17 protein-coding genes are annotated in these 19,329 nt (G+C 64.2%); 7 read left to right on the plus strand and 10 right to left on the minus strand.

What is annotated here, in order from left to right:
- Positions 1-9 precede the first annotated feature (9 nt).
- Complete coding sequence (locus FJW08_RS22425) at positions 10-693, plus strand: HAD family hydrolase (protein ID WP_140812328.1); 684 nt, start codon at positions 10-12, stop codon at positions 691-693.
- Positions 690-2,276, plus strand: coding sequence for an FGGY-family carbohydrate kinase (locus tag FJW08_RS22430; RefSeq protein ID WP_140812329.1), 1,587 nt, complete (start codon positions 690-692; stop codon positions 2,274-2,276). Before FJW08_RS22425 ends, FJW08_RS22430 begins: the two co-directional genes overlap by 4 nt.
- A 12-nt stretch (positions 2,277-2,288) precedes the next feature.
- Here FJW08_RS22430 and ugpC read toward each other — a convergent pair whose 3' ends face one another.
- The 6 genes from ugpC to FJW08_RS22460 form a co-directional block, all read right to left on the minus strand.
- On the minus strand, positions 2,289-3,374 hold the full coding sequence (gene ugpC / locus FJW08_RS22435; RefSeq protein WP_140812330.1) for a sn-glycerol-3-phosphate ABC transporter ATP-binding protein UgpC: 1,086 nt from the start codon (positions 3,372-3,374) through the stop codon (positions 2,289-2,291).
- Positions 3,375-3,376: 2 nt separating this feature from the next.
- Positions 3,377-4,423 (minus strand): NAD(P)-dependent alcohol dehydrogenase, encoded by a 1,047-nt coding sequence (locus FJW08_RS22440; RefSeq protein ID WP_140812331.1) that lies wholly within the window; start codon positions 4,421-4,423, stop codon positions 3,377-3,379.
- 16 nt (positions 4,424-4,439) lie between these two features.
- A complete protein-coding gene (locus tag FJW08_RS22445; RefSeq protein WP_140812332.1) occupies positions 4,440-5,252 on the minus strand; it encodes a carbohydrate ABC transporter permease in 813 nt (270 codons plus the stop codon).
- Positions 5,249-6,115, minus strand: a complete 867-nt coding sequence (locus tag FJW08_RS22450; protein ID WP_140812333.1) for a sugar ABC transporter permease — start codon at positions 6,113-6,115, stop codon at positions 5,249-5,251. The genes FJW08_RS22445 and FJW08_RS22450 overlap by 4 nt, the downstream gene beginning before the upstream one ends.
- Before the next feature lie 139 nt (positions 6,116-6,254).
- A complete protein-coding gene (locus FJW08_RS22455) occupies positions 6,255-7,526 on the minus strand; it encodes a sugar ABC transporter substrate-binding protein (protein WP_140812334.1) in 1,272 nt (423 codons plus the stop codon).
- Positions 7,527-7,767: 241 nt separating this feature from the next.
- The gene (locus FJW08_RS22460; protein WP_140812335.1) at positions 7,768-8,685 is read right to left on the minus strand and encodes an AraC family transcriptional regulator; all 918 of its coding nucleotides are present in this window, start codon (positions 8,683-8,685) and stop codon (positions 7,768-7,770) included.
- A gap of 235 nt (positions 8,686-8,920) precedes the next feature.
- On the opposite strand from FJW08_RS22460, the gene FJW08_RS22465 reads away from it, so the two are divergent.
- On the plus strand, positions 8,921-10,324 hold the full coding sequence (locus FJW08_RS22465) for an MATE family efflux transporter (protein ID WP_140812336.1): 1,404 nt from the start codon (positions 8,921-8,923) through the stop codon (positions 10,322-10,324).
- A 43-nt stretch (positions 10,325-10,367) separates the two neighbouring features.
- Here FJW08_RS22465 and FJW08_RS22470 read toward each other — a convergent pair whose 3' ends face one another.
- The 4 genes from FJW08_RS22470 to speB form a co-directional block, all read right to left on the minus strand.
- Entirely contained in the window at positions 10,368-11,015 is a 648-nt protein-coding gene (locus tag FJW08_RS22470; protein ID WP_140812337.1) for an amino acid ABC transporter permease, read from the minus strand.
- A complete protein-coding gene (locus FJW08_RS22475) occupies positions 11,012-11,668 on the minus strand; it encodes an amino acid ABC transporter permease (protein ID WP_140812338.1) in 657 nt (218 codons plus the stop codon). The genes FJW08_RS22470 and FJW08_RS22475 overlap by 4 nt, the downstream gene beginning before the upstream one ends.
- A gap of 6 nt (positions 11,669-11,674) precedes the next feature.
- Positions 11,675-12,484, minus strand: a complete 810-nt coding sequence (locus tag FJW08_RS22480) for a transporter substrate-binding domain-containing protein (RefSeq protein ID WP_140812356.1) — start codon at positions 12,482-12,484, stop codon at positions 11,675-11,677.
- 83 nt (positions 12,485-12,567) lie between these two features.
- Positions 12,568-13,629: an agmatinase gene (gene speB, locus FJW08_RS22485; RefSeq protein ID WP_140812339.1), complete on the minus strand. Its 1,062-nt coding sequence runs from the start codon at positions 13,627-13,629 to the stop codon at positions 12,568-12,570.
- Positions 13,630-13,838: 209 nt separating this feature from the next.
- On the opposite strand from speB, the gene gcvA reads away from it, so the two are divergent.
- The 4 genes from gcvA (at position 13,839) to FJW08_RS22505 (ending at position 19,324) form a co-directional block, all read left to right on the plus strand.
- The gene (gcvA, locus tag FJW08_RS22490) at positions 13,839-14,810 is read left to right on the plus strand and encodes a transcriptional regulator GcvA (protein ID WP_140812340.1); all 972 of its coding nucleotides are present in this window, start codon (positions 13,839-13,841) and stop codon (positions 14,808-14,810) included.
- Between the two features lie 119 nt (positions 14,811-14,929).
- Positions 14,930-16,234, plus strand: a complete 1,305-nt coding sequence (pncB, locus tag FJW08_RS22495) for a nicotinate phosphoribosyltransferase (protein WP_140812341.1) — start codon at positions 14,930-14,932, stop codon at positions 16,232-16,234.
- Positions 16,235-16,415: 181 nt separating this feature from the next.
- Positions 16,416-17,849 (plus strand): hypothetical protein, encoded by a 1,434-nt coding sequence (locus tag FJW08_RS22500; protein ID WP_140812342.1) that lies wholly within the window; start codon positions 16,416-16,418, stop codon positions 17,847-17,849.
- 170 nt (positions 17,850-18,019) lie between these two features.
- The gene (locus FJW08_RS22505; protein ID WP_140812343.1) at positions 18,020-19,324 is read left to right on the plus strand and encodes an ABC transporter substrate-binding protein; all 1,305 of its coding nucleotides are present in this window, start codon (positions 18,020-18,022) and stop codon (positions 19,322-19,324) included.
- The last annotated feature ends 5 nt before the right edge of the window (positions 19,325-19,329 follow it).

Raw genomic sequence — 19,329 nt, forward strand, 5'->3', positions numbered from 1 at the left:
GCCGGCACCATGACGCCGGACCTGGTCATCTTCGACTGCGACGGCGTGCTGGTCGACAGCGAGGCGCTCTCCGTCTCGGCGCTGCTCGGCATGATCGAACTTGCCGGCGGCAGTCTCAGTGAAGACGCCGCCTACGAGCATTTCCTCGGCAGGAGCATGAAGAGCGTGCGCGAGATCCTTGGCCGCGACTTCGGCCTGGAGATCACCGATCAGCATCTCACCGCCATGCGCGTCGACCTCATGCGAAAGTTTCGCGAGGAGCTGAAGCCGATCCCTGGCGTCAAGGAGATGCTGCCGAAGCTCGGCCTGCCGTACTGCGTCGCCTCTTCCGGCACGCTGGAACGGATTCGTTACGCGCTCGACGTCACCGGCCTGCTCACGCTGATGGAGCCGCATCTGTTCAGCGCCGCCATGGTTGCCAGGGGCAAGCCGGCACCGGATCTTTTCCTCCACGCCGCTGTCGCCATGCGGGCGCAACCGCGAAACTGCCTCGTCATCGAGGACAGCCCGGCCGGTGTCGCTGCGGCGCGCGCGGCCGACATGCGCGTCTTCGCCTTCACTGGCGGCGCGCACGCCGGCAATCCGGGATTGAAAGCGCGGCTTGCGTCGACCGAACCGGACTCTATATTCGCTGACATGCTGCAATTGCCCGATCTGATTGCAGGCCTGGGAGCGAGAGTTAGAGCATCTTGACGAAACAGTTTGTCTGCGCGGTCGATGTCGGCACCGGGAGCGCTCGCGCGGGTATTCTCGACGCCAGTGGCGCCTTGCTCGGCCGTGCCGAGCGGCCGATCGCCATGAACCAGCCGAAGCCCGATCATGCCGAGCATGATTCACGCGATATCTGGTCCGCTGTCTGCGCCGCCGTGCGTGCCGCACGGGAAAAGGCCGGCGTCGCGGCCGAGGATGTCGCCGGCATCTCCTTCGATGCCACCTGTTCGCTGGTGGTGCGTGACAGGCAAGGCGGCCAGCTCAGTGTGTCGACCACCGGCGACAAGCGCTGGGACACCATTGTCTGGCTCGATCACCGTGCCATCGCCGAAGCCGACGAATGCACGGCGAGCGGCCACGAGGTGCTCAACTATATCGGCGGCGTCATGTCTCCCGAGATGGCGACGCCGAAGCTGATGTGGCTGAAGCGCAATCTGCCCGGCACGTGGAATGAAGCCGGCTATCTATTCGACCTGGCGGATTTCCTGACCTGGCAGGCAACGGGCTCGCTGGCCCGCTCGCAATGCACGCTGACGGCCAAATGGACCTACCTGGCGCACCAGGACATCGCATGGCAACGCGATTTCTTCGAACTCGTCGGCCTTGACGATCTTTTCGAGCACGGCAATCTGCCGGCGCGGGCCAGTGCGGTCGGCACCGATATCGGCCCGTTGACGGCACAGGCAGCGGCGGACCTCGGCCTGACAGAAAACTGCCGGGTCGGTGCGGGCGTCATCGATGCCTATGCCGGGGCGCTTGGCGTGCTCGGCGGCTTTGCCGGCGACGACCGGAATATCGGCCGCCATCTGGCGCTGATCGCCGGCACATCGAGCTGCGTCATGGCGATGTCGCCCGACCCGCAGCCTTTCGCCGGCGTCTGGGGGCCTTACTATGGCGCCGCACTGCCGAAGCTCTGGCTGTCGGAGGGCGGCCAGTCGGCGACCGGGGCGCTGCTCGACCACATCATCCGCTGGCATGGCGCCGGCGGCGAGCCGAACGCCGCCATGCATGCCAGGATCGCCGCGCGCGTCGCCGAACTGCGCGCCGCCGAGGGCGATAACCTTGCCCCCCGGTTGCACGTGCTGCCGGATTTCCACGGCAATCGCTCGCCGCTAGCAGATCCGCACGCGGTCGGCGTCGTCAGCGGTCTAACGCTGGATTCCTCTTTCGACAGCCTGTGCAAACTCTATTGGCGCACCGCTGTCGGCATCGCGCTCGGTGTGCGCCATGTGCTGGAGGCGCTGAACGAGAACGGCTATCTGATCGACACGCTGCACGTTACCGGCGGCCACACCAAGAACCCGCTTTTGATGGAGCTCTACGCCGACGCCACCGGCTGCACGGTGGTCGAGCCGCTGGCCGACGAGGCGGTGCTGCTCGGTACCGGCATGGTGGCGGCGACCGCCGCCGGGCTTTTCTCCGATCTCAACGCCGCCTGCCTTGCCATGCAGCAGGGCGGCAAGACACGCGCCGCCAACCCGGGCGCCGGTGCCCGCTTCGATCGCGACTACCGGATTTTCCTGGAAATGCACCGGCAGCGGCAGATGCTCGACGCGATTCGCTGAGAGCCGAAAGCGCTACTGCTTGCGCAGGGACGCGCCCGATGTCGCGTCGAACAGATGGATCGCCTCCTCCTCGAACGTATAGCGGACCGGAGCATGCAGCACCGGGCAGTCGCGTGCGGGAACCAGTGCGCTGATCTCCTTGCCGCCGGAGCCGAATGTCACCAGCGCGTCATTGCCGTGGAATTCGATGAGATCGGCGGTGCCTTGCAATAGGCCGGTCGCGTCGGCACCGGCCGTCTTCAGGTCCGGAGGCCGGATGCCCAGTATGGCGCGATCGCCCGGCTGGAGATGAAAGCCCGCCCCGTCTATCGAAAGCACCGTTCCGGCGCCGGTCAGCGTCCAGCCGTTCCCGGCCCGGCCGACCATCACCTCGACAAAATTCATGTTCGGCATGCCGATGAAGCCGGCCACGAAAATATTGCCCGGCCGCCCGTAGATTTCGGCCGGCGAGCCGATCTGCTCGATGATGCCATCCTTGAGCAGCACGATGCGGTCGGCAAGCGTCATCGCCTCCAGCTGGTCATGGGTGACATAGACGGTGGTGGTCTTCAGCGACTGGTGCAGCCGCGCGATCTCGACGCGCATATGGTTGCGTAATTTGGCGTCCAGATTGGACAACGGCTCGTCGAACAAGAACACCTTGGGTGTCTTGATCATGGCCCGCGCGATCGCCACGCGCTGCTGCTGGCCGCCTGAGAGTTCGGCCGGCTTGCGGCCGAGATAGTGTTCCAGCCCCAGCGTGCGGGACACCGCTTCGACCCGCTTGCGGATTTCGGGCGCCGGCACCTTCTGGCGCCGCAGCCCGAAGGCGATGTTGTCGAAGATGCTCATATGCGGATAGAGCGCGTAGTTCTGGAACACCATGGCGATGCCGCGATCGCCCGGATCGAGGTCGTTGACCACCTTGCCGCCGATCGAGACCTCGCCGCCACTGATGTCCTCCAGTCCCGCCAGCATGCGCAGCAAGGTCGACTTGCCGCAGCCGGAGGGGCCGAGGAATACGACGAATTCGTGCTCCTCGATCGAGAGGTTGAGATCGCGGATCACCGTGGTGGCGCCATAGGCCTTGTCGACATGGGAGCAAACGATCGCGGACATGGTCAGCCCTTTTCGTCGGTCAGCAGGATCTGCAGCTTGACGTCCTGCGGGTTGCCTTCGGCCGCCCGTTCGAACGCCTTGATGCTGTCGGCGAAATCATAGGTACCGGTGACCAGCGGCTTGAGGTCGACCTTGCCGGAGGCGATGAGCTGCAGGGCGCGGTCGAAGATGTTGGCATAGCGGAACACGGTCTCGATACGGACTTCCTTCGAGATCGCCGCCGGCACGTTGAGGGCCACCGGTTCCACCGGGAGCCCGACCAGCACCACCGCGCCGCCTGGCCGCACGACGTCGAACAGATCGGCGAAAGCCTTGGGGCTGCCGCTCGCCTCGAAGACGATGTCGGCGCCCCAATTGTCGGTCGCGGCCGCGACCGCATCGACCAGTGACCGCTCGCCGATATTGACCGGCACGATGCCGGCATATTGCGCGGCGATCTTCAGCTTGGGCGCGGAAAAATCGGAAATCAGCACTTTCGAACAACCGCCGGCAAGGGCGGCAAGCGCGATCATGATGCCGATCGGGCCGCAACCGACGACGACGGCGACATCGCCCGGGACGATGCGGGCACGGCTAGCCGCCTGCATGCCGATGGCGAAGGGCTCGACCATCGCGCCCTCGGCGAAGGAGACATTGTCCGGCAGCTTGTAGGTGAAAGCGGCCGGGTGCACGGCATAGGGAGCAAGGATGCCATGCACAGGCGGTGTCGCCCAGAAAGTGACGTCGGGGTCGACATTGTAGATGCCGAGCTTCGTCGCGCGCGACGACAGGTTCGGTACGCCTGGTTCCATGCAGACGCGGTCGCCGACCTTCAGGCTGGTGACATTGGCGCCGACCTCGACGATTGTGCCGGCGGCCTCGTGGCCGAGCACCATCGGTGCCCGCACGACATAGCTGCCGATGGCGCCATGCGTGTAATAGTGAACGTCGCTGCCGCAGACGCCGACCGTGTGGATGCCGATCCTGACGTCGTCCGGCCCGACATCAAGCGGCAACGCGATCTCGCGCAGCGAGAGTTCGCCTTTTTTCTCAAGCACCAGAGCCCGCATCGGGTAAGTCCTCACTTCAAGTCTTTTTTTGCCGGAAAACGGAATTCAGGAAGCCGCTCAGCACGCCGAGAAAAAGCAGCGGCGGCAGCGACAGCAGCACGACCGAGGCGTTGAGAATGCCCCATGGCACGTTCATGCCTTGCTGGGAGAGTTCGGAGGCGACGATAGGCAAGGTTTTGGCGTTGGAACTCGACAGCATCAGCGCGATCAGGAATTCGTTCCAGACCAGCACGAAACTGAAGGCGACCGCGCCGATCAGCGAGCGCGCAGCCACGGGCAGCGCGATCCGCCAGAACACCGCATAGGCGCCGTAGCCGTCGACGAAAGCGGCTTCCTCGATCTCCTTCGGCACTGCCTGGAAAGCGGGGATGGCGAGCCACATGATCACCGAGATGGTGAGCAGCGAATAGGTGACGATCAACGCCGGCAACGTGTCGTAGAGGCCGAGCTGCAGCCAGATCACCATAAGCGGAATGGCCACCGCCACCGGCGGCAGGAAGCGCAGCGACAGCACGAAGAACTGGATGTCGCCGGCCCAGCGGTTGGGGTAGCGCGCCACCGCGTAGGCCGCCGGCAGGCCGAGCACGACGCCGATCAGCACGGCCGTGCCACAAGCGACGACCGAATTGTAGAGCCCGGTGATGACGCTGTCGCGACCAAGTATGTAGCTGATATTGGCAAGCGTCGGCGTGAACACCAGGCGGGGAACGCGGGTGATGATGTCGGCGCTGTTCTTCAGCGAGTTGAGCGCCGTCCACAGCAGCGGGAACACGGCGAGAAAACCGGCGAAGGCAAGGACGGCCTTGGCGATGATGCGGCCGGGCCTCATGCCTGCACCCGCTTCCACAGCATGGTGAAGGTGATGACGGTGGCGATCATCATCAGCACAGCCATGGCCGAGGCGTAGGAGACCTTGCCGGATTCGATGAAGCCTTGCGAGAAGGCGTACATGTCGAGCGTTTCGGTCGCGACCCCCGGCCCGCCGCGGGTCATCACATAGATCAGGTCGAAGGAGCGCAGCGACTCGATCATCTTGACGAACATCAGGCTGATCAGCGGCGCCTTCAGCATCGGCAAGGTGACATAGGCATGGATCTGCCAGCGCCTGGCGTGGTCGAGCCGGGCCGCCTCGATCGGCTGCGGCGGCAAGGTCTCCAGCAGCTTCAGCACGATGACGGCGAAGAACGGGCCCCACTGCCAGACGTCGACCGAAGCGACCGCGAACAAAGCCGTCGACGGCTTGGAAAGCGGGTCGAAAATCAGCCCGCCGGTCAGCAGCCGGTATGGGTAGGTGGCGATGCCGTAGAGCGGATGATAGGCGAATTTCCACACGAAAGCCGCCGAGACGCGCGGCAGCAGCACCGGAATGATGAACAGCAGGCAATAAAGGTTACGCAGACGCGGCGAGGCGACCTCGAACATCAGCACGCCAAGTCCGATCGCGACGACCATCGTGGCGACGACGGTGACGACCTCCCACTTCACCGACACCCAGACGGCGTTGAGGAACCGGCGGTCGGAGAACAGGTCGATAAAATTCGAGAACCAGACCCAGGAATAGCCCGTCGAGCTCAACTCGCGGTTCTGCAGGGCGATGATGATCGCGTAGAGCGTCGGCACCATCGACAGGATCAGCAGAATGACCAGCGTCGGCACGACGAAGGTGACCGGCAGGGATGAACGTCGAGGCATTGGTCTCAGGCCTTGCTGTGTCTCTGATATCTGGACATCACGGAACCCTCGCGCGCAGGAAAGGGCGGGCCCTCCTGCGACGCACAGGTTCCGGCAGTCCCAGGAATGCCGCGAACCGTGCGCCGCAAGAGGGAGGTGCCTATTTCTTCACCAGCCCGTTGGCATAGGCCTCGAGTTCGTTGAGGCTGCCCTTGATGTCGGTGCGTGTGCCGGCGATCAGTTCCTCGAGGATGATGCCCCAGCGATCGCCGAGGTCCGGCCAGCGCGGATCCTGCCAGAAGTTGACCGCGGTGACCTTGCCGGTATCGGCAAGCGCCTGGCCGAGATCGGCGCCGTAGATGTCGGCGAATTCCTTGCTGGACAGGATGCTGGTGCGGTTCAACTCGCCGAACTGATGGGCGTCGAGCCGGCGCTTCTCGTTTTCCTTCGAGGTTGCCCAGGCGATGAACAGGCCGGCGCACTTCTTCGAGGCGTCGTCGGCGTTGGCTTTCGCGGCGATGGCGAGGCCATGGCCGTAACCGCCGCCCGTCAGCGGCGAGGGCGGCGGCAGGAAGCCGATCTTGCCGACCACTTGCGAGGTCTTCGGGTCGACCGCCATGCCCGAAAGCGGCGTCGATTCGACCAGGATCGCGACCTGGCCCGACAGGAATGCGCCGGTCGATTCATCCCAGCTGCCGGTCTGGGTCCCCGGTGCCGAATCCTTGAACAGCTTCAGATAGGTCTCGGTTGCCTTGACGGCGGCGTCCGAGTTGAAGGCCGGCTTGTCGCCGTCGAACCACTTGCCGCCATAGGCCTTGAAGAACGGCATCCAGCGCCAGACATTGGCGCCCGAGCCGCGCGCGCCGCGCAGCGCGATGCCGTACATGCCCTTGTCGGCGTTGGTCAGCTTCGGCACGTCGGCGATCAGCTCGTCAAGCGTCTTGGGCGGCTGGATGCCGGCGGCCTCCAGCACGTCCTTGCGGTAGACCATCAGGTCGCCGCCGCCGGTCAGCGGCGCGAACCAGACCTTGCCGTCATAGGTGGCGACCTTCTGGCGGCCCGGATCGAAGTCGGCATAGTCATAGTCAGCCGGATAATAATCGGTCAGCGGCACGATCCACTTCGACGAGGCGAAAAGCGCGACATTCGCTTCATCGACATAGTAGACGTTGTAGTTGCCGACGGTGGACGCGTCGGCGCGCGACTTGGCGCGGCGGTCGTTCTCGTTCAGATAATCGATCTTGAAGCTCGCGCCGGAGAGCTTCTCGAACTCGGCCTTGGAGTCTTCCAGAAGCGTCAGGCCGTCGCGTGGCTGCGCCAGCACCTTGACCGGTGCCGAGCAGACCGGCGCCTGCGCCAGGGCTAGGGTTGAAACGGTAGCGGAAAGCACGAAAGCTGCGCCAAGGCTGGCAGCGAGCCGAACTGGTTTCATGATTTTTTCTCCTCCAGGAATACGTCGCAGGCAGCGCAGGTCCTCGGGTTGCGCGATCCTCACCATCGCCCGAACGACATGCCACCCGTCGCCAAAATGCGCAGTTGCGTGGGGCGACGCTAGAAGCCCCGTTGCAGCAGACCTGTACTTTTATGCATTGTGCAGCGCAAAAACCGGCATACCCGTACGGAGCACGTCACACGAGTATCGATCGGGTCCAAAACGGTGATTCAGGAAGCGCTTATGCGCGCATCGCCAGGCGCTGACGCGACAGCTTGCGATAGGATGACGGCGTCATCTTGTGCTTGCGCAGGAAGGCGCGGTTGAAGTTGGAGATGTTCATGTAGCCGACCTGGAAACAGATGTCGGTGATCGGGATATCGGTCTCGGCCAGGAGCTTGCACGCCTGCCAGAGCCTGAGCTTGGCAAGATGGTCGCTGAAGGAATTGCCGGTGTTCTTCTGGAAGAACCGCGAGAAGGTGCTTTCGCTCATGCCGGCCAGCTCGGCCACGTCAGGCAGCTTCAGGTCTTCGGCGAAATGCTGGAACAGATAGGTCAGCGTACGCTGGACGATGTCGAGCGAAGCGGCGTCGAGAACCGGCTGGAAGTCCGGCGATGACAGAAGCTCATACTCGTCGGTCCGGGCCAGCAGATCCACCAGTTCGAGGAACAGGCAGAACCGGGCCAACCCTTGCACCGTGCCCATCCGCTCCATGAGCGCGGCACCGTCGAGAGCCGCCCGGCCATGGAAGACGATGCCGCGCAGCGACCGCTCCAGGAACGGCTCCAGTTCGCGCAGTTCCGGCAGCAGCCCCGCCGACCCACGCAGCCGCTCGGGATCGAATTGCAGCACGATGTCGCGGCCCTCGATCAGCTCATCGGGCCGTACCGCGGTGACCCAGTCATGCGGCAGGCCGCCGCCGACGATGGTGAGGTAGCCCGGCCCGAACTCGCCGATATGGTCGCCGACCAGCACGACGCCGGAGGATTTCCTGAGTAGATGGATCTCGTATTCCGGGTGGAAGTTCCAGACATTGCGCTCCCAGGGATAGTCGTCCAGCCGCCACAGGAAACTGTCGCTCGCCTCGGTTACGATATGCTCGAAGGAAGGCGCCGTGCGCGGGATCGCTGCCGTGTTCTTTCTGCGTCTGAACGCCATCCTGCCTCCCACATCTGCCGGTTGCCGATGTCTGATCCGTAGCAGTCCCTGGCCGGCAAGGGAACGAGGCGGAGATTCCCGGGGCAATGGCGCTGGCTCAATCTGTTCCGGCGCCTCCTCCCTTGCCTTCATGTCGCATTTCGTTCAATAGACGGCGCAAACGGCGCCATTTTGTGCCATTGCTGTGCGGCTTCCGGGCGTGGCCCGACGCGCCGTGTTCTGAAAGAGCAGGACAATGTCTGCGATCGAAGCCGGCGCTCGCGCGCCGGAAAATCTTTGGCGTCGGGAAATCAGGGCGACATTGGCGCTGGCCTGGCCGATGGTGCTGACCAATCTCGGCCAGACCGCGATGACCGCCACCGACGTCATGATGATGGGGCGCCTCGGCGCGGACACGCTGGCCAGCGGCGCGCTTGGCGCCAATCTTTATTTCATGCCGCTGATCTTCGGCCTCGGCCTGATGCTGGCGACCTCGCCGATGATCGCCACCGAGCTAGGCCGCCGCCGCCATTCCGTGCGCGATCTGCGCCGCACCGTGCGCCAGGGCCTGTGGCTGGCGATCCTGATCGCGATCCCGATCTGGCTCGTGCTTTGGCACGGCGAGGCCATTCTGCAGGCCATGGGCCAGGAGCCCGCGTTGGCGCGTCAGGCCGGCATCTACCTGCGCTGGCTGGAATGGGCGGTGCTGCCTTTCTATGGCTATATCGTGCTGCGTTCGTTCATCTCGGCGCTGGAGCGGCCGGGCTGGGCGCTGATCATCGTTTTCGTCGCCGTCGTCTGCAACGCCTTCTTCAACTGGCTGTTCATGTTCGGCAATCTCGGTGTTCCCGCCATGGGCATCTCAGGCTCGGGCCTCGCCACCTCGCTGTCCAGCACGCTGATGTTCGTCGGCATGGCCATCGTGGTGATGCTGGAGAAGAAATTCCGGCGTTACCATCTGTTCGGCCGCTTCTGGCGTTCCGACTGGCCGCGCTTCAAGGGACTGCTGCGGCTTGGCCTGCCGATCGCCGGCATCCTTGCCTTCGAGGTGACGATCTTCAACGCCGCTGCCCTGCTGATGGGCCTGATAGACGCCGATTCGCTGGCCGCGCACGCCATCGCCATCCAGATCGCCTCTATCTCCTTCATGGTGCCGCTCGGCCTCAACCAGGCGGTGACGGTGCGGGTCGGGCTCGCGCATGGCGCGGGCAACCCCGAGGGCGTGTCGCGTGCCGGCTGGACCGCCTTCGTCATGGGCGTCTCGTTCATGGCGCTGATGGGCCTGGTGATGGTGCTTTGGCCCCATCTCCTGATCAGCGCCTTCATCGATCTGGGCAATCCCGCCAATGCCAGGGTGATCGCGCTTGCCGTGTCGTTCCTGGTCTTTGCCGCCCTGTTCCAGGTCTTCGACGGCGCGCAGGCGGTTGCCTCCGGCATGCTGCGCGGCCTGCACGACACCAAGGTGCCGATGATCTATGCCGCCATCGGCTACTGGGGCGTCGGCCTGCCGCTCGGCGTGCTGCTCGCCTTCCATTTCGGCTTCCACGGCGTCGGCATCTGGATCGGCCTGTCCAGCGGGCTGGCCGTGGTGGCGGCCATGCTTCTGGCCCGCTGGCTGCGCCGCGACCGCATCGCGCCGTCGCTGGCGTTCGGGCATTGAAAAGTCACGGCTGCCGGTAACCTGGTGGCCGTTCTTGTTGACGTCAGTGCGCCGCCGTTCGCTTCTCCAGCCGCCGTGCATATTGCGTCAGTGGAAAGCACAGGACGAAGAAGATCAGCGCCACCAGCCCATAGACCTTGAACGGCTCGAAGGTCGCGTTGTTGATGGCGTTGGAGGTCCGCACCAATTCCTCGAAGCCGATGATCGAGGTCAGCGCCGTCGATTTGATCAGCTGCACCAGGAAGCCGACGGTCGGGGCGCGGGTGATCGCGAACGCCTGCGGCAGGATAATCAGCCGCAGCTCCTGCAGATAGTGCAGGCCGAGGCTGGCGCCGGCATCCCACTGGCCGAGCGGCAGCGCGTCAACCCCGCTGCGCCAGATCTCGGCGAGATAGGCGCTGGCGAAGAAGGTCAAGCCGAGCACCGCCGCCGTCCAGGGTTCGATGCGCAGGCCAAGCATCGGCAGGCCGAAGAACATCAGGAAGAGCTGCATCAGGAGCGGCGTCCCCTGGAACAGGGCGATGTAGCCGGAGGCAAGGCGCCGGCTCCATTTATTCTTGGCGATCCTGAAGAACAGCACCGCCATCCCGACCAGGGCGCCGCCGACGAAGGCGGCCAGCGACAAAAGCACCGTCCAGCGGGCGGCAAGCAGAAGGTTGCGCACGATGTCCCAGAGCGTGAACTCGATCATGACACGCCAGCCCCGAGCGCGCGGCGCCCTCCTGTGACCAGCAGCCGCCGCAAGGCCATCGACATCAAGAGATAGACCAGTGTCACGACGAAATAGGTCTCGAACGAGCGAAAGGTGCGCGCCTGCAGCATGTCGGCCTCGTAGGTCAGTTCGCGCACCGCGATCTGCGACACCACGGCGGATTCCAGCATCATGATGACGATCTGGCTGGTCAGCGCGGGATAGATGATCTTGAGCGCCTGCGGCAGCACGATCTTGATGAACACTTGGCGTGGCCGCAGTCCAAGGGCCAGGGCCGCCTCCGTCTGCCCGTTCGGCACCGCGTCGAGCCCGGCGCCGACGATCTCGATGGTGTAGGCCGCCATGTTGAGCGTCATCGCCAGCATGGCGGCCAGGATCGGGTCGAGCCTGATGCCGAGGCTCGGCAGGCCGAAGAAGATGAAGAACAGCTGCACCAGGAACGGCGTGTTGCGCATCACCTCGACATACCAGGCGATGGCCCGGCGTAGCAGCGCCGGGCCGTTTCGCCGTCCAGCGGCGCCGAGGATGCTGAGCAGCGTTCCCGCCAGCGTGGTGACGGCGATCAAAAGGATCGTCGTCGCCGCGCCGTGCGCGATGTCGCCCACGGCACCTGGAAGCCAGCCGAAGGCCACGGCAACTCAATCCTTGAGGTTGTCGGGGTTGAGCGGCGTCTTCAGCCAGGCCTTCGAGCTTTCGTCGAGCTTGCCGTCGGCCAACATCTTGGCGACGGCATCGTTGACCGCCTTCTTCAGGCCGTCCTCATTCTTGTTGAGGCCGATATGCGAAGGCGAGGTCAGAAGCTGGAACTTCTGCTCCGGCTTGAGCACATCCTGCTTGGCCAGCACCTGGGCGCCGACGTCGTTGCCGACGACCATCAGCTGGGTCTGGCCGGAAATAAAGGCCTGGATCACCGAGTTGTAGTTGTCGAAGCGCTTGATGTCGGCCGACGCTGGTGCTGCCTCGGTCAGCGAGGTGTCTTCCAGCGTGCCGCGATTGACGGCGATCGACTTGCCGGCCAGGTCTTCCTTGCCTTTGACCGTCATCGCCGCCGGGCCGATCACCGCGATATAATAGGGCGCATAGGCCGCGGCGAAGTCGATGACCTGCTCGCGCTCCTTCGAGTAGCCGACGCTCATCAGGATGTCGACGCGGTGGTCGTTCAAATAGGGGATGCGGTTCTGGCCGGTGACGGCGATCGGATTGAGCTTCACCTTGAGCGTGTCTGCGATGTACTGCGCGACGTCCATGTCATAGCCCTTGAGGCTCATGTCGGCGCTGGCCGAGGAGAAGGGCGGGAAATCGGCGAAGACGCCGACATTGATGGTGCCGGCCTTGGTGATATCGGCCAGTGCGTCGGCCTTGGCAGCCTGTGTGGCGACGCCGAGACCTGCCGCGCCCAGGACCAGGACGGCGGCGATGGATGATTTGAATGTCGAGCGGATTGTCATTGTCATTCCCCTTCTGGAAGCTTTTTGTTTGTTTGGGTCGGCCGCCGGCTCCAGCGCGGCGGCCGCCTTTGCTTTTCTGAACGTCAGGCGCCCTTGCCGGTCACGGCCGGGCTGAACACCATCAGGCTCAGGATTTCGAACAGCACCTGGGCGCCGGCATGCGCGGTGTTGGTGGTCGCGTCATATTGCGGCGCCACCTCGACGACGTCGCCGCCGACGATGTTGAGGCCTTTTAGGCCGCGCAGCAATTCAAGCACCTCGCGCGTCGTCAGCCCGCCGACTTCCGGCGTGCCGGTGCCCGGCGCGAAGGCCGGATCGACGCTGTCGATGTCGAAGGACACATAGGTCGGGCCGTCACCAACTATTCTGCGCGCTTTCTCGATGATGGCGGGAATGCCGAGCCCGGTCACCTCTTCGGCATGGACCACCGTCATCCCGGATTCGTAGGTGAACTCCCACAGATACTCGGCCGCGCCGCGGATGCCGATCTGGATGGTGCGCGTCGGATCGAGCACGCCATCGAGCACGGCGTTGCGGAACGGGCCACCGTGGTGGAATTTGGTCAGGTCGAACAGGCCGCTTGTGTCGCAGTGGGCGTCGATATGGATCAGCCCGACCGGCGCCTTCTTGCCGACCGCCTTCAGGATCGGGTGCGTGATCGAGTGGTCACCGCCGACCGACAACGGGATGACGCCGGCGTCGACGATCTGGTTGATGCGCCGCTCGATATCCTCATGGCTGGTCTCAAGCCGGTAACGGCTCTGGAACGGAACGTCGCCGATGTCGGCGACCCTGAGCTCATGCGTCGGCGCGCATTCCAGCACATGGTTGTAGGGGCCGATGCGCTCGATGGCCCGCAATGCGCGCGGCCCGAAGCGCGAGCCCGGCCGGTTGGTGACGCCGAGATCCATCGGCACGCCGATGATCGCCACCTGCAGATCGCCGAAGTCCGGATTGTCCGCCGCGATTTCACGGTAGGGCGCGGTGAGGAAGGTCGGGATGCCGGAATAGGGCGCCAGCCGCGTGCCGCTCTTGGAGAAGATCTTGTCCGCGACCTTGCGGAATTTCGGGTCGAACATCTCGCCGCCATGGCTCTCGCCATATTTGCGACGCAACGCGTCGAGCTTGCCGCGATCGTATCCCATATCCGCTTCTCCTCAGCCGATGCAGCGTTGCAATTGGTGACCTCGGGCGAGCCGACCGTCATCCGGCCGGGCTGCTGTCCCGCTGGCTGTCTGCAAATTCAGGTCTTCATGTTGTCTTGGGGCAAAGTCTCCGGCAGCCGCTTTGAAAAAGCAATTGATATTGTTAGGGTGGTTTCTGTGAGAAAATCTCACAATGAAGCCGAGCATCCATGGCCAAGCGCTTGCCACCTCTCAACCCGCTGCGCGCCTTCGAGGCCACGGCGCGCCATGCCTCGCTGACCAAGGCGGCGAGCGAGCTGAATGTCACGCATGGCGCCGTCAGCCACCAGATCAAGGCGCTGGAACAATCGCTTGGCGTCAAGCTGTTCGAGCGGGTCGGCCAGCGGGTCAAGCTGACCCCGCATGGCGCCGAACTCTTGCCGGCGGTGTCGACGGCCTTCGACGGCATCGCCGCCGCCACGCAGCGGCTGACGCGGCCGGCAAGCAGCGGCGCCCTGTCGGTGTCCTGCGTGCCGGCGCTGCTGCTTTTGTGGATGACGCCGAGGCTCGGCAGCTTCACCGCGCAATATCCCGATATCCAGCTGACGCTCATTCCCTCCAACGACCCCAGGGATATCCGGGCGCCGCATATCGATGTCTGCGTGCACTATGGCGATGGCAGCTGGGCCGATTGCTGGATGCGCAAATGGTCGGGCCTGGAGCTGTTCCCGGTGGTCAGCCCGACGCTGATCAACAACCGGCCGATCCGCAACGTTCGCGACCTCGCCGACCATGTCCTGCTGCACGGTGACGATGGCCGCGAGTGGCATACCTGGCTGGCCGCCGCCGACGCGCTGGACCTCGAGCGCGGCCGGCGCCATCATCTCGGCGACGCGCGCATGACGGCGGAAGCCGCCGTCCATGGCCATGGCGTGGCGCTGGGCGATTCCGTGACGGCAAGCGCGCTGCTCGCCAGGGGCATGCTGGTCGCGCCGTTCAGCCTGTCGGTACCGGCGGTCGATGATTTCTATGTCGTTTGCCGCAACGAAATGCGGGCGACGCCGATCGTGCAGGTGTTTATCGACTGGCTGTTCGCCGAGAAGGCCGGGGATGACAGCCGCGCCGACGCTCCGGTGGCGGGCCGCCTCGTCATCCGCCGCAAACGTCCCGCGCTCAAGGTGATGGGCGGCAAACCCTCGTAGCAGCACGCAGGACTTTCTTTTTGTCGGGCCAGCCTGAAAGCAAGCAGCGTTTTGGTCAATTCGATGCTATGAGGCCTGTCGCTATTGTGGTGGCAGGGCAGCGAAGGCGGTAACGAGACATGGCCAAGACCGATATTGCGCGGCGCGTCTATAACCACACCTGGAAGCTCGACCCGATCGTGCGCAGCCTGCTCGACACCGACTTCTACAAGCTTTTGATGCTGCAGATGATCTGGGGCATGTACCCCAAGGTCGATGCCACTTTCTCCTTGATCAACCGCACCATTCCGGTGCGGCTGGCCGACGAGATCGACGAAGGCGAGTTGCGCGAACAGCTCGACCATGCCCGCACGCTACGCTTCTCCAAGAAGGAGATGATCTGGCTGGGCGGCAACAATTTCTACGGCCGCAAGCAGATTTTCGAGCCGGAGTTCCTCGCCTGGCTGGAAGGTTTTCGGCTGCCGGAATACGAGCTGTCGAAGCGCGACGGCCAGTATGAGCTGACCTTCAGCGGCCCCTGGATGTACACGACGCTGTGGGAAATCCCGGCGCTTGCCATCATCAACGAATTGCGCTCGCGCGCCGCTTTGCGATCGTTCGGGCCCTTCGCGCTCGATGTGCTCTATGCTCGCGCCAAGGCCAAGATGTGGGCTAAGACCGAACGGCTGAAGGCGCTGCCCGGCATCCGCATTTCCGATTTCGGCACTCGCCGGCGCCATTCCTTCCTGTGGCAGCGCTGGTGCGTGGAGGCACTCAAGGAAGGCGTAGGCGAGGCGTTCACCGGCACCTCCAATGTGCTGCTGGCCATGGACAATGACCTCGAAGCGCTCGGCACCAACGCGCATGAATTGCCGATGGTGTTCGCGGCACTGGCCAATTCGGAAAAAGAGCTGAAGCAGTCGCCCTACAAGGTGCTGCAGGACTGGCAGCGCTACTATGGCGGCAATCTGCTGATCGTGCTGCCCGACGCCTTCGGTACCGCTTCCTTCCTGCGTGACGCGCCGGACTGGGTCGCCGACTGGACCGGCTTCCGTCCCGACAGCGCGCCGCCCATCGAGGGCGGCGAAAAAATCCTGTCGTGGTGGCGCGAAAAGGGCAAGGACCCCAGGCAGAAGCTGCTGATCTTCTCCGACGGGCTCGAGGTCGAAACCATCGAGGAGACCTACCGCCACTTCAAGGGCAAGGTGCGCATGTCCTTCGGCTGGGGCACCAACCTGACCAATGATTTCGAAGGCTGCGCGCCGACCGAGACCAACAGCCTCGACGCCATATCGCTGGTCTGCAAGGTCACCGAGGCCAATGGAAGGCCGGCGGTCAAGCTTTCCGACAACCCGGCCAAGGCGACCGGCGATCTCAAGGAGATCGAGCGGTATTTGAGGATTTTCGGGCAGAAGGATCGCGTGGAGCAACTGGTCAAGGTTTGAGGGATGGGCTCGCGGGATGGAAAACCTGGATAGGTCGAGTTCCGTCGCGCCCCCCTCTGTCCTGCCGGACATCTCCCCCACGAGGGGGGAGATTGGACTTTGTCTCCGCCTTCGCCAATTGCCGACGTTGAAGGACTGGCGCCGATCGAGCGAACTGCCAATCTCCCCCCAAGTGGGGGAGATGTCCGGCAGGACAGAGGGGGGCGCCGTAGAGTGCTTCCGTCTATCGTTAGCTTTCCTGATTGCCGCTTTACTTGGCCCCACGCCCGCCTTCGCCCACGCCTCCGACCGCGGCCACGTCCTCCTGCTCCCCACCGGCTACTATCTCATCGGCGGCGCCTTCGCCGTAGCCGCCAGTTTCATCGTGCTGGCGCTGCTGCCGGCGGATTGGATTGACCGTTTCTGGCGCCGCCGCCTGCCGCTATTCGCCTTCCGCGACGCCACCCGAACCACCGTCAGCCTGATCTCCTTTGCCGGCTTTGCAATTCTCATCGCCGCCGGCTTCCTCGGCAGCCGCGATCCCCTCTCCAACCCGCTTCCACTGGTGATCTGGACGCTGCTATGGGCCGGACTGACGCTGCTGCAAGGCGTGTTCGGCGATCTCTGGGCATGGCTCAACCCCTGGTACGGGCCGTGGCGGCTGCTGTCGCGGCTAAGCGGCAGAGGCGATGAGGCGGCCTGGCGTCTTCCGCGATGGCTTGGCCGCTGGCCGGCCGTCGTGCTGTTCTTCGCCTTTGCCTGGTTCGAACTCGTCTATCCAGCTCCTGACGATCCGGCACGGCTTGCATGGGTCGCCGGCCTCTATTGGCTGTTCACATTGATGGCCATGCTGGTGTTTGGCTACGACAAGTGGAGCCGCAACGGTGAATTCCTCGGCATCTTCTTTTCGATGGTGGCGCGCTTCGCGCCGGTCGAGCGCGGCGACAAAGGCCGTCTTGCGCTGTGCTGGCCAGGCGCCAAGCTGCTGGCGGCTGAACCCCTGCCGACAAGCGGCATCGCGTTCCTGCTGCTCGCTTTGTCGTCGGTCTCCTTCGACGGCCTGTCGAAAACCTTCTTCTGGCTCGGCCTGTTCGGCATCAATCCACTGGAATTCCCAGGCCGTACGGCGGTGATCGGCAGCGGCAGCCTTGGCCTTGTCCTGACATTCGTGCTGCTCGCGGCAGTGTTCCTGCTTGCGGTCATCGTCGGCCAGCGCCTTGCCGGCAGCGACCAGCCTCTCGCCAAGGCGGCGGGCCTGCTCGTGTGGTCGATCGTGCCGATCGCGCTCGCCTACCATGTCGCGCACTATCTGACGGCGCTGCTGGTCGACGGCCAATATGCCTTGGCCGCCCTGTCCGACCCCTTCGCACTGGGCTGGAATCTGTTCGGCACCGCCGACATGCAGGTCGAAGCCGGGGTCGTTGCCGGCGCGGCGTCGGCGTGGTGGCTGTGGAACATCCAGGCCGGCGCCATCATCCTTGGCCATGTCCTCGCGGTTCTCGTCGCCCACGGCTTTGCCTGGCGCCTGCACCCCCAGCCGGCCCGCGCCGCGCTCAGCCAGTTTCCGCTCACCGTCTTGATGATCGCCTACACCATTTTCGGTCTCTGGCTGCTTGCCACGCCGACAGTCGGATGAGACAAGCTGTCCGCGTGGGCCATCCGGGTGAGCCATGCCCCGGCGGAAAGCTCGCTTGCCAGGTCAGGCCTTTGGTGATTTAGTTTGTACACATGCAATTTTGCATCCTCTTGCCGAGGATGTTCGAGCCGCCTTATCGTTGGTCAAAACACAAAAACAGGGGAACGAACGTGACTGACAAGAACGGATTTTTCGACCTCTCCAAAACCACGCTCACCCGCCGCACGGCGCTGAAGGGTCTGGCCGCCGGCGCCGGCGTCGCCTTGGCGCCCGGCTTCGTCCGCTATTCCCAGGCGCAAAGCTCCGCGCCGATCAAGATCGGTTTCCAGTCGCACCGCACCGGCATTGGCGCCGCCTATGGCCGCTGGTACGAGAAGACCACCGCCGCCGCGATCAAGGCGATCAACGCCGCCGGCGGCATCAATGGCCGTCAGGTCGAGGTTATCATCGAGGATGATGGCACCGATCCCGGCCGCGGCGCCGAAGTGGTCGGCAAGTTCGCCACCCAGCACAAGACCGACATCGTCTTCGGCACGCTGTTCTCGCATGTCGTCATCGGCTCGGCGCCCGCCGCCGGCGAAAACAAGATACCCTACTTCGTCGTCAGCGAAGGCCACCACGTCGCCTCGACCAAGCTCAACCGCTACGTCTTCCAGCCCGGCATCACCGACGTGAAGAGCCAGATCCAGTCGATGGCGCCGTGGATCGCGGCCAATGCCGGCAAGAAGGTGACGCAGATCTTCCCCGATTTCGCCTTCGGCTACGACCATCGCGACTACCTGCCCCCGGCGCTGAAGGCGCAAGGCGCCGAGGTGATCGCGCAGATCGCCATCCCGCCGACGGAGAGTTCCTTCACCAAATACTTCCCGCAGATCCCTGCCGAGACCGAGGTCATCTACCACGTCATGGTCGGCCCCGCGGTGCTCACCTTCGTCAAGGAACTCGGCGAGTTCTACGGCTCCAACCGGCCGCAGCTCTTCGGCTTCATCGATTCGCTCGAGGCCGTCGACATCAACAGCCCCGGCCTCGAATTCCTCGACGGAAGCCATTTCTGGGAAGGCTCGCCGCGCTACGCCCAGCCCGATGACACCGAAGCGCAGAAAGCCTATCGCGCCGCCGTCGGCATCGACGACAATGGCGCCGCCGTCGGCGACCCCAAGGACGTCTCCACCGCCGCGCACATGTTCGGCTGCTGGGAAACGCTCTACGTCGTCAAGAAGGCGATGGAGGACGCTGGCTACAAGGGGCCGGAAGATCGCGCCAAGCTGGTCGAGGCGACCGAGGCGCTGAAGGAATTCGCCGAAGGGCCGGAGCATCCGCAGGGGCCGAAAACCTTCAACGGCAAGATCCACCAGTGCTTTGGCATCCAGAACATCTCCAAGGTCGAAGGCGGCAAGCTCAAGGTCGTCCACAAGACCAAGATCGAGGACGGGCTTTACGAGGCCGAAGGGGATTACACGACGCAGGCGCTCTAGGCTCA

Origin of the sequence: Mesorhizobium sp. B3-2-1 (assembly GCF_006439515.1) — a bacterium.
Classification (GTDB): domain Bacteria; phylum Pseudomonadota; class Alphaproteobacteria; order Rhizobiales; family Rhizobiaceae; genus Mesorhizobium.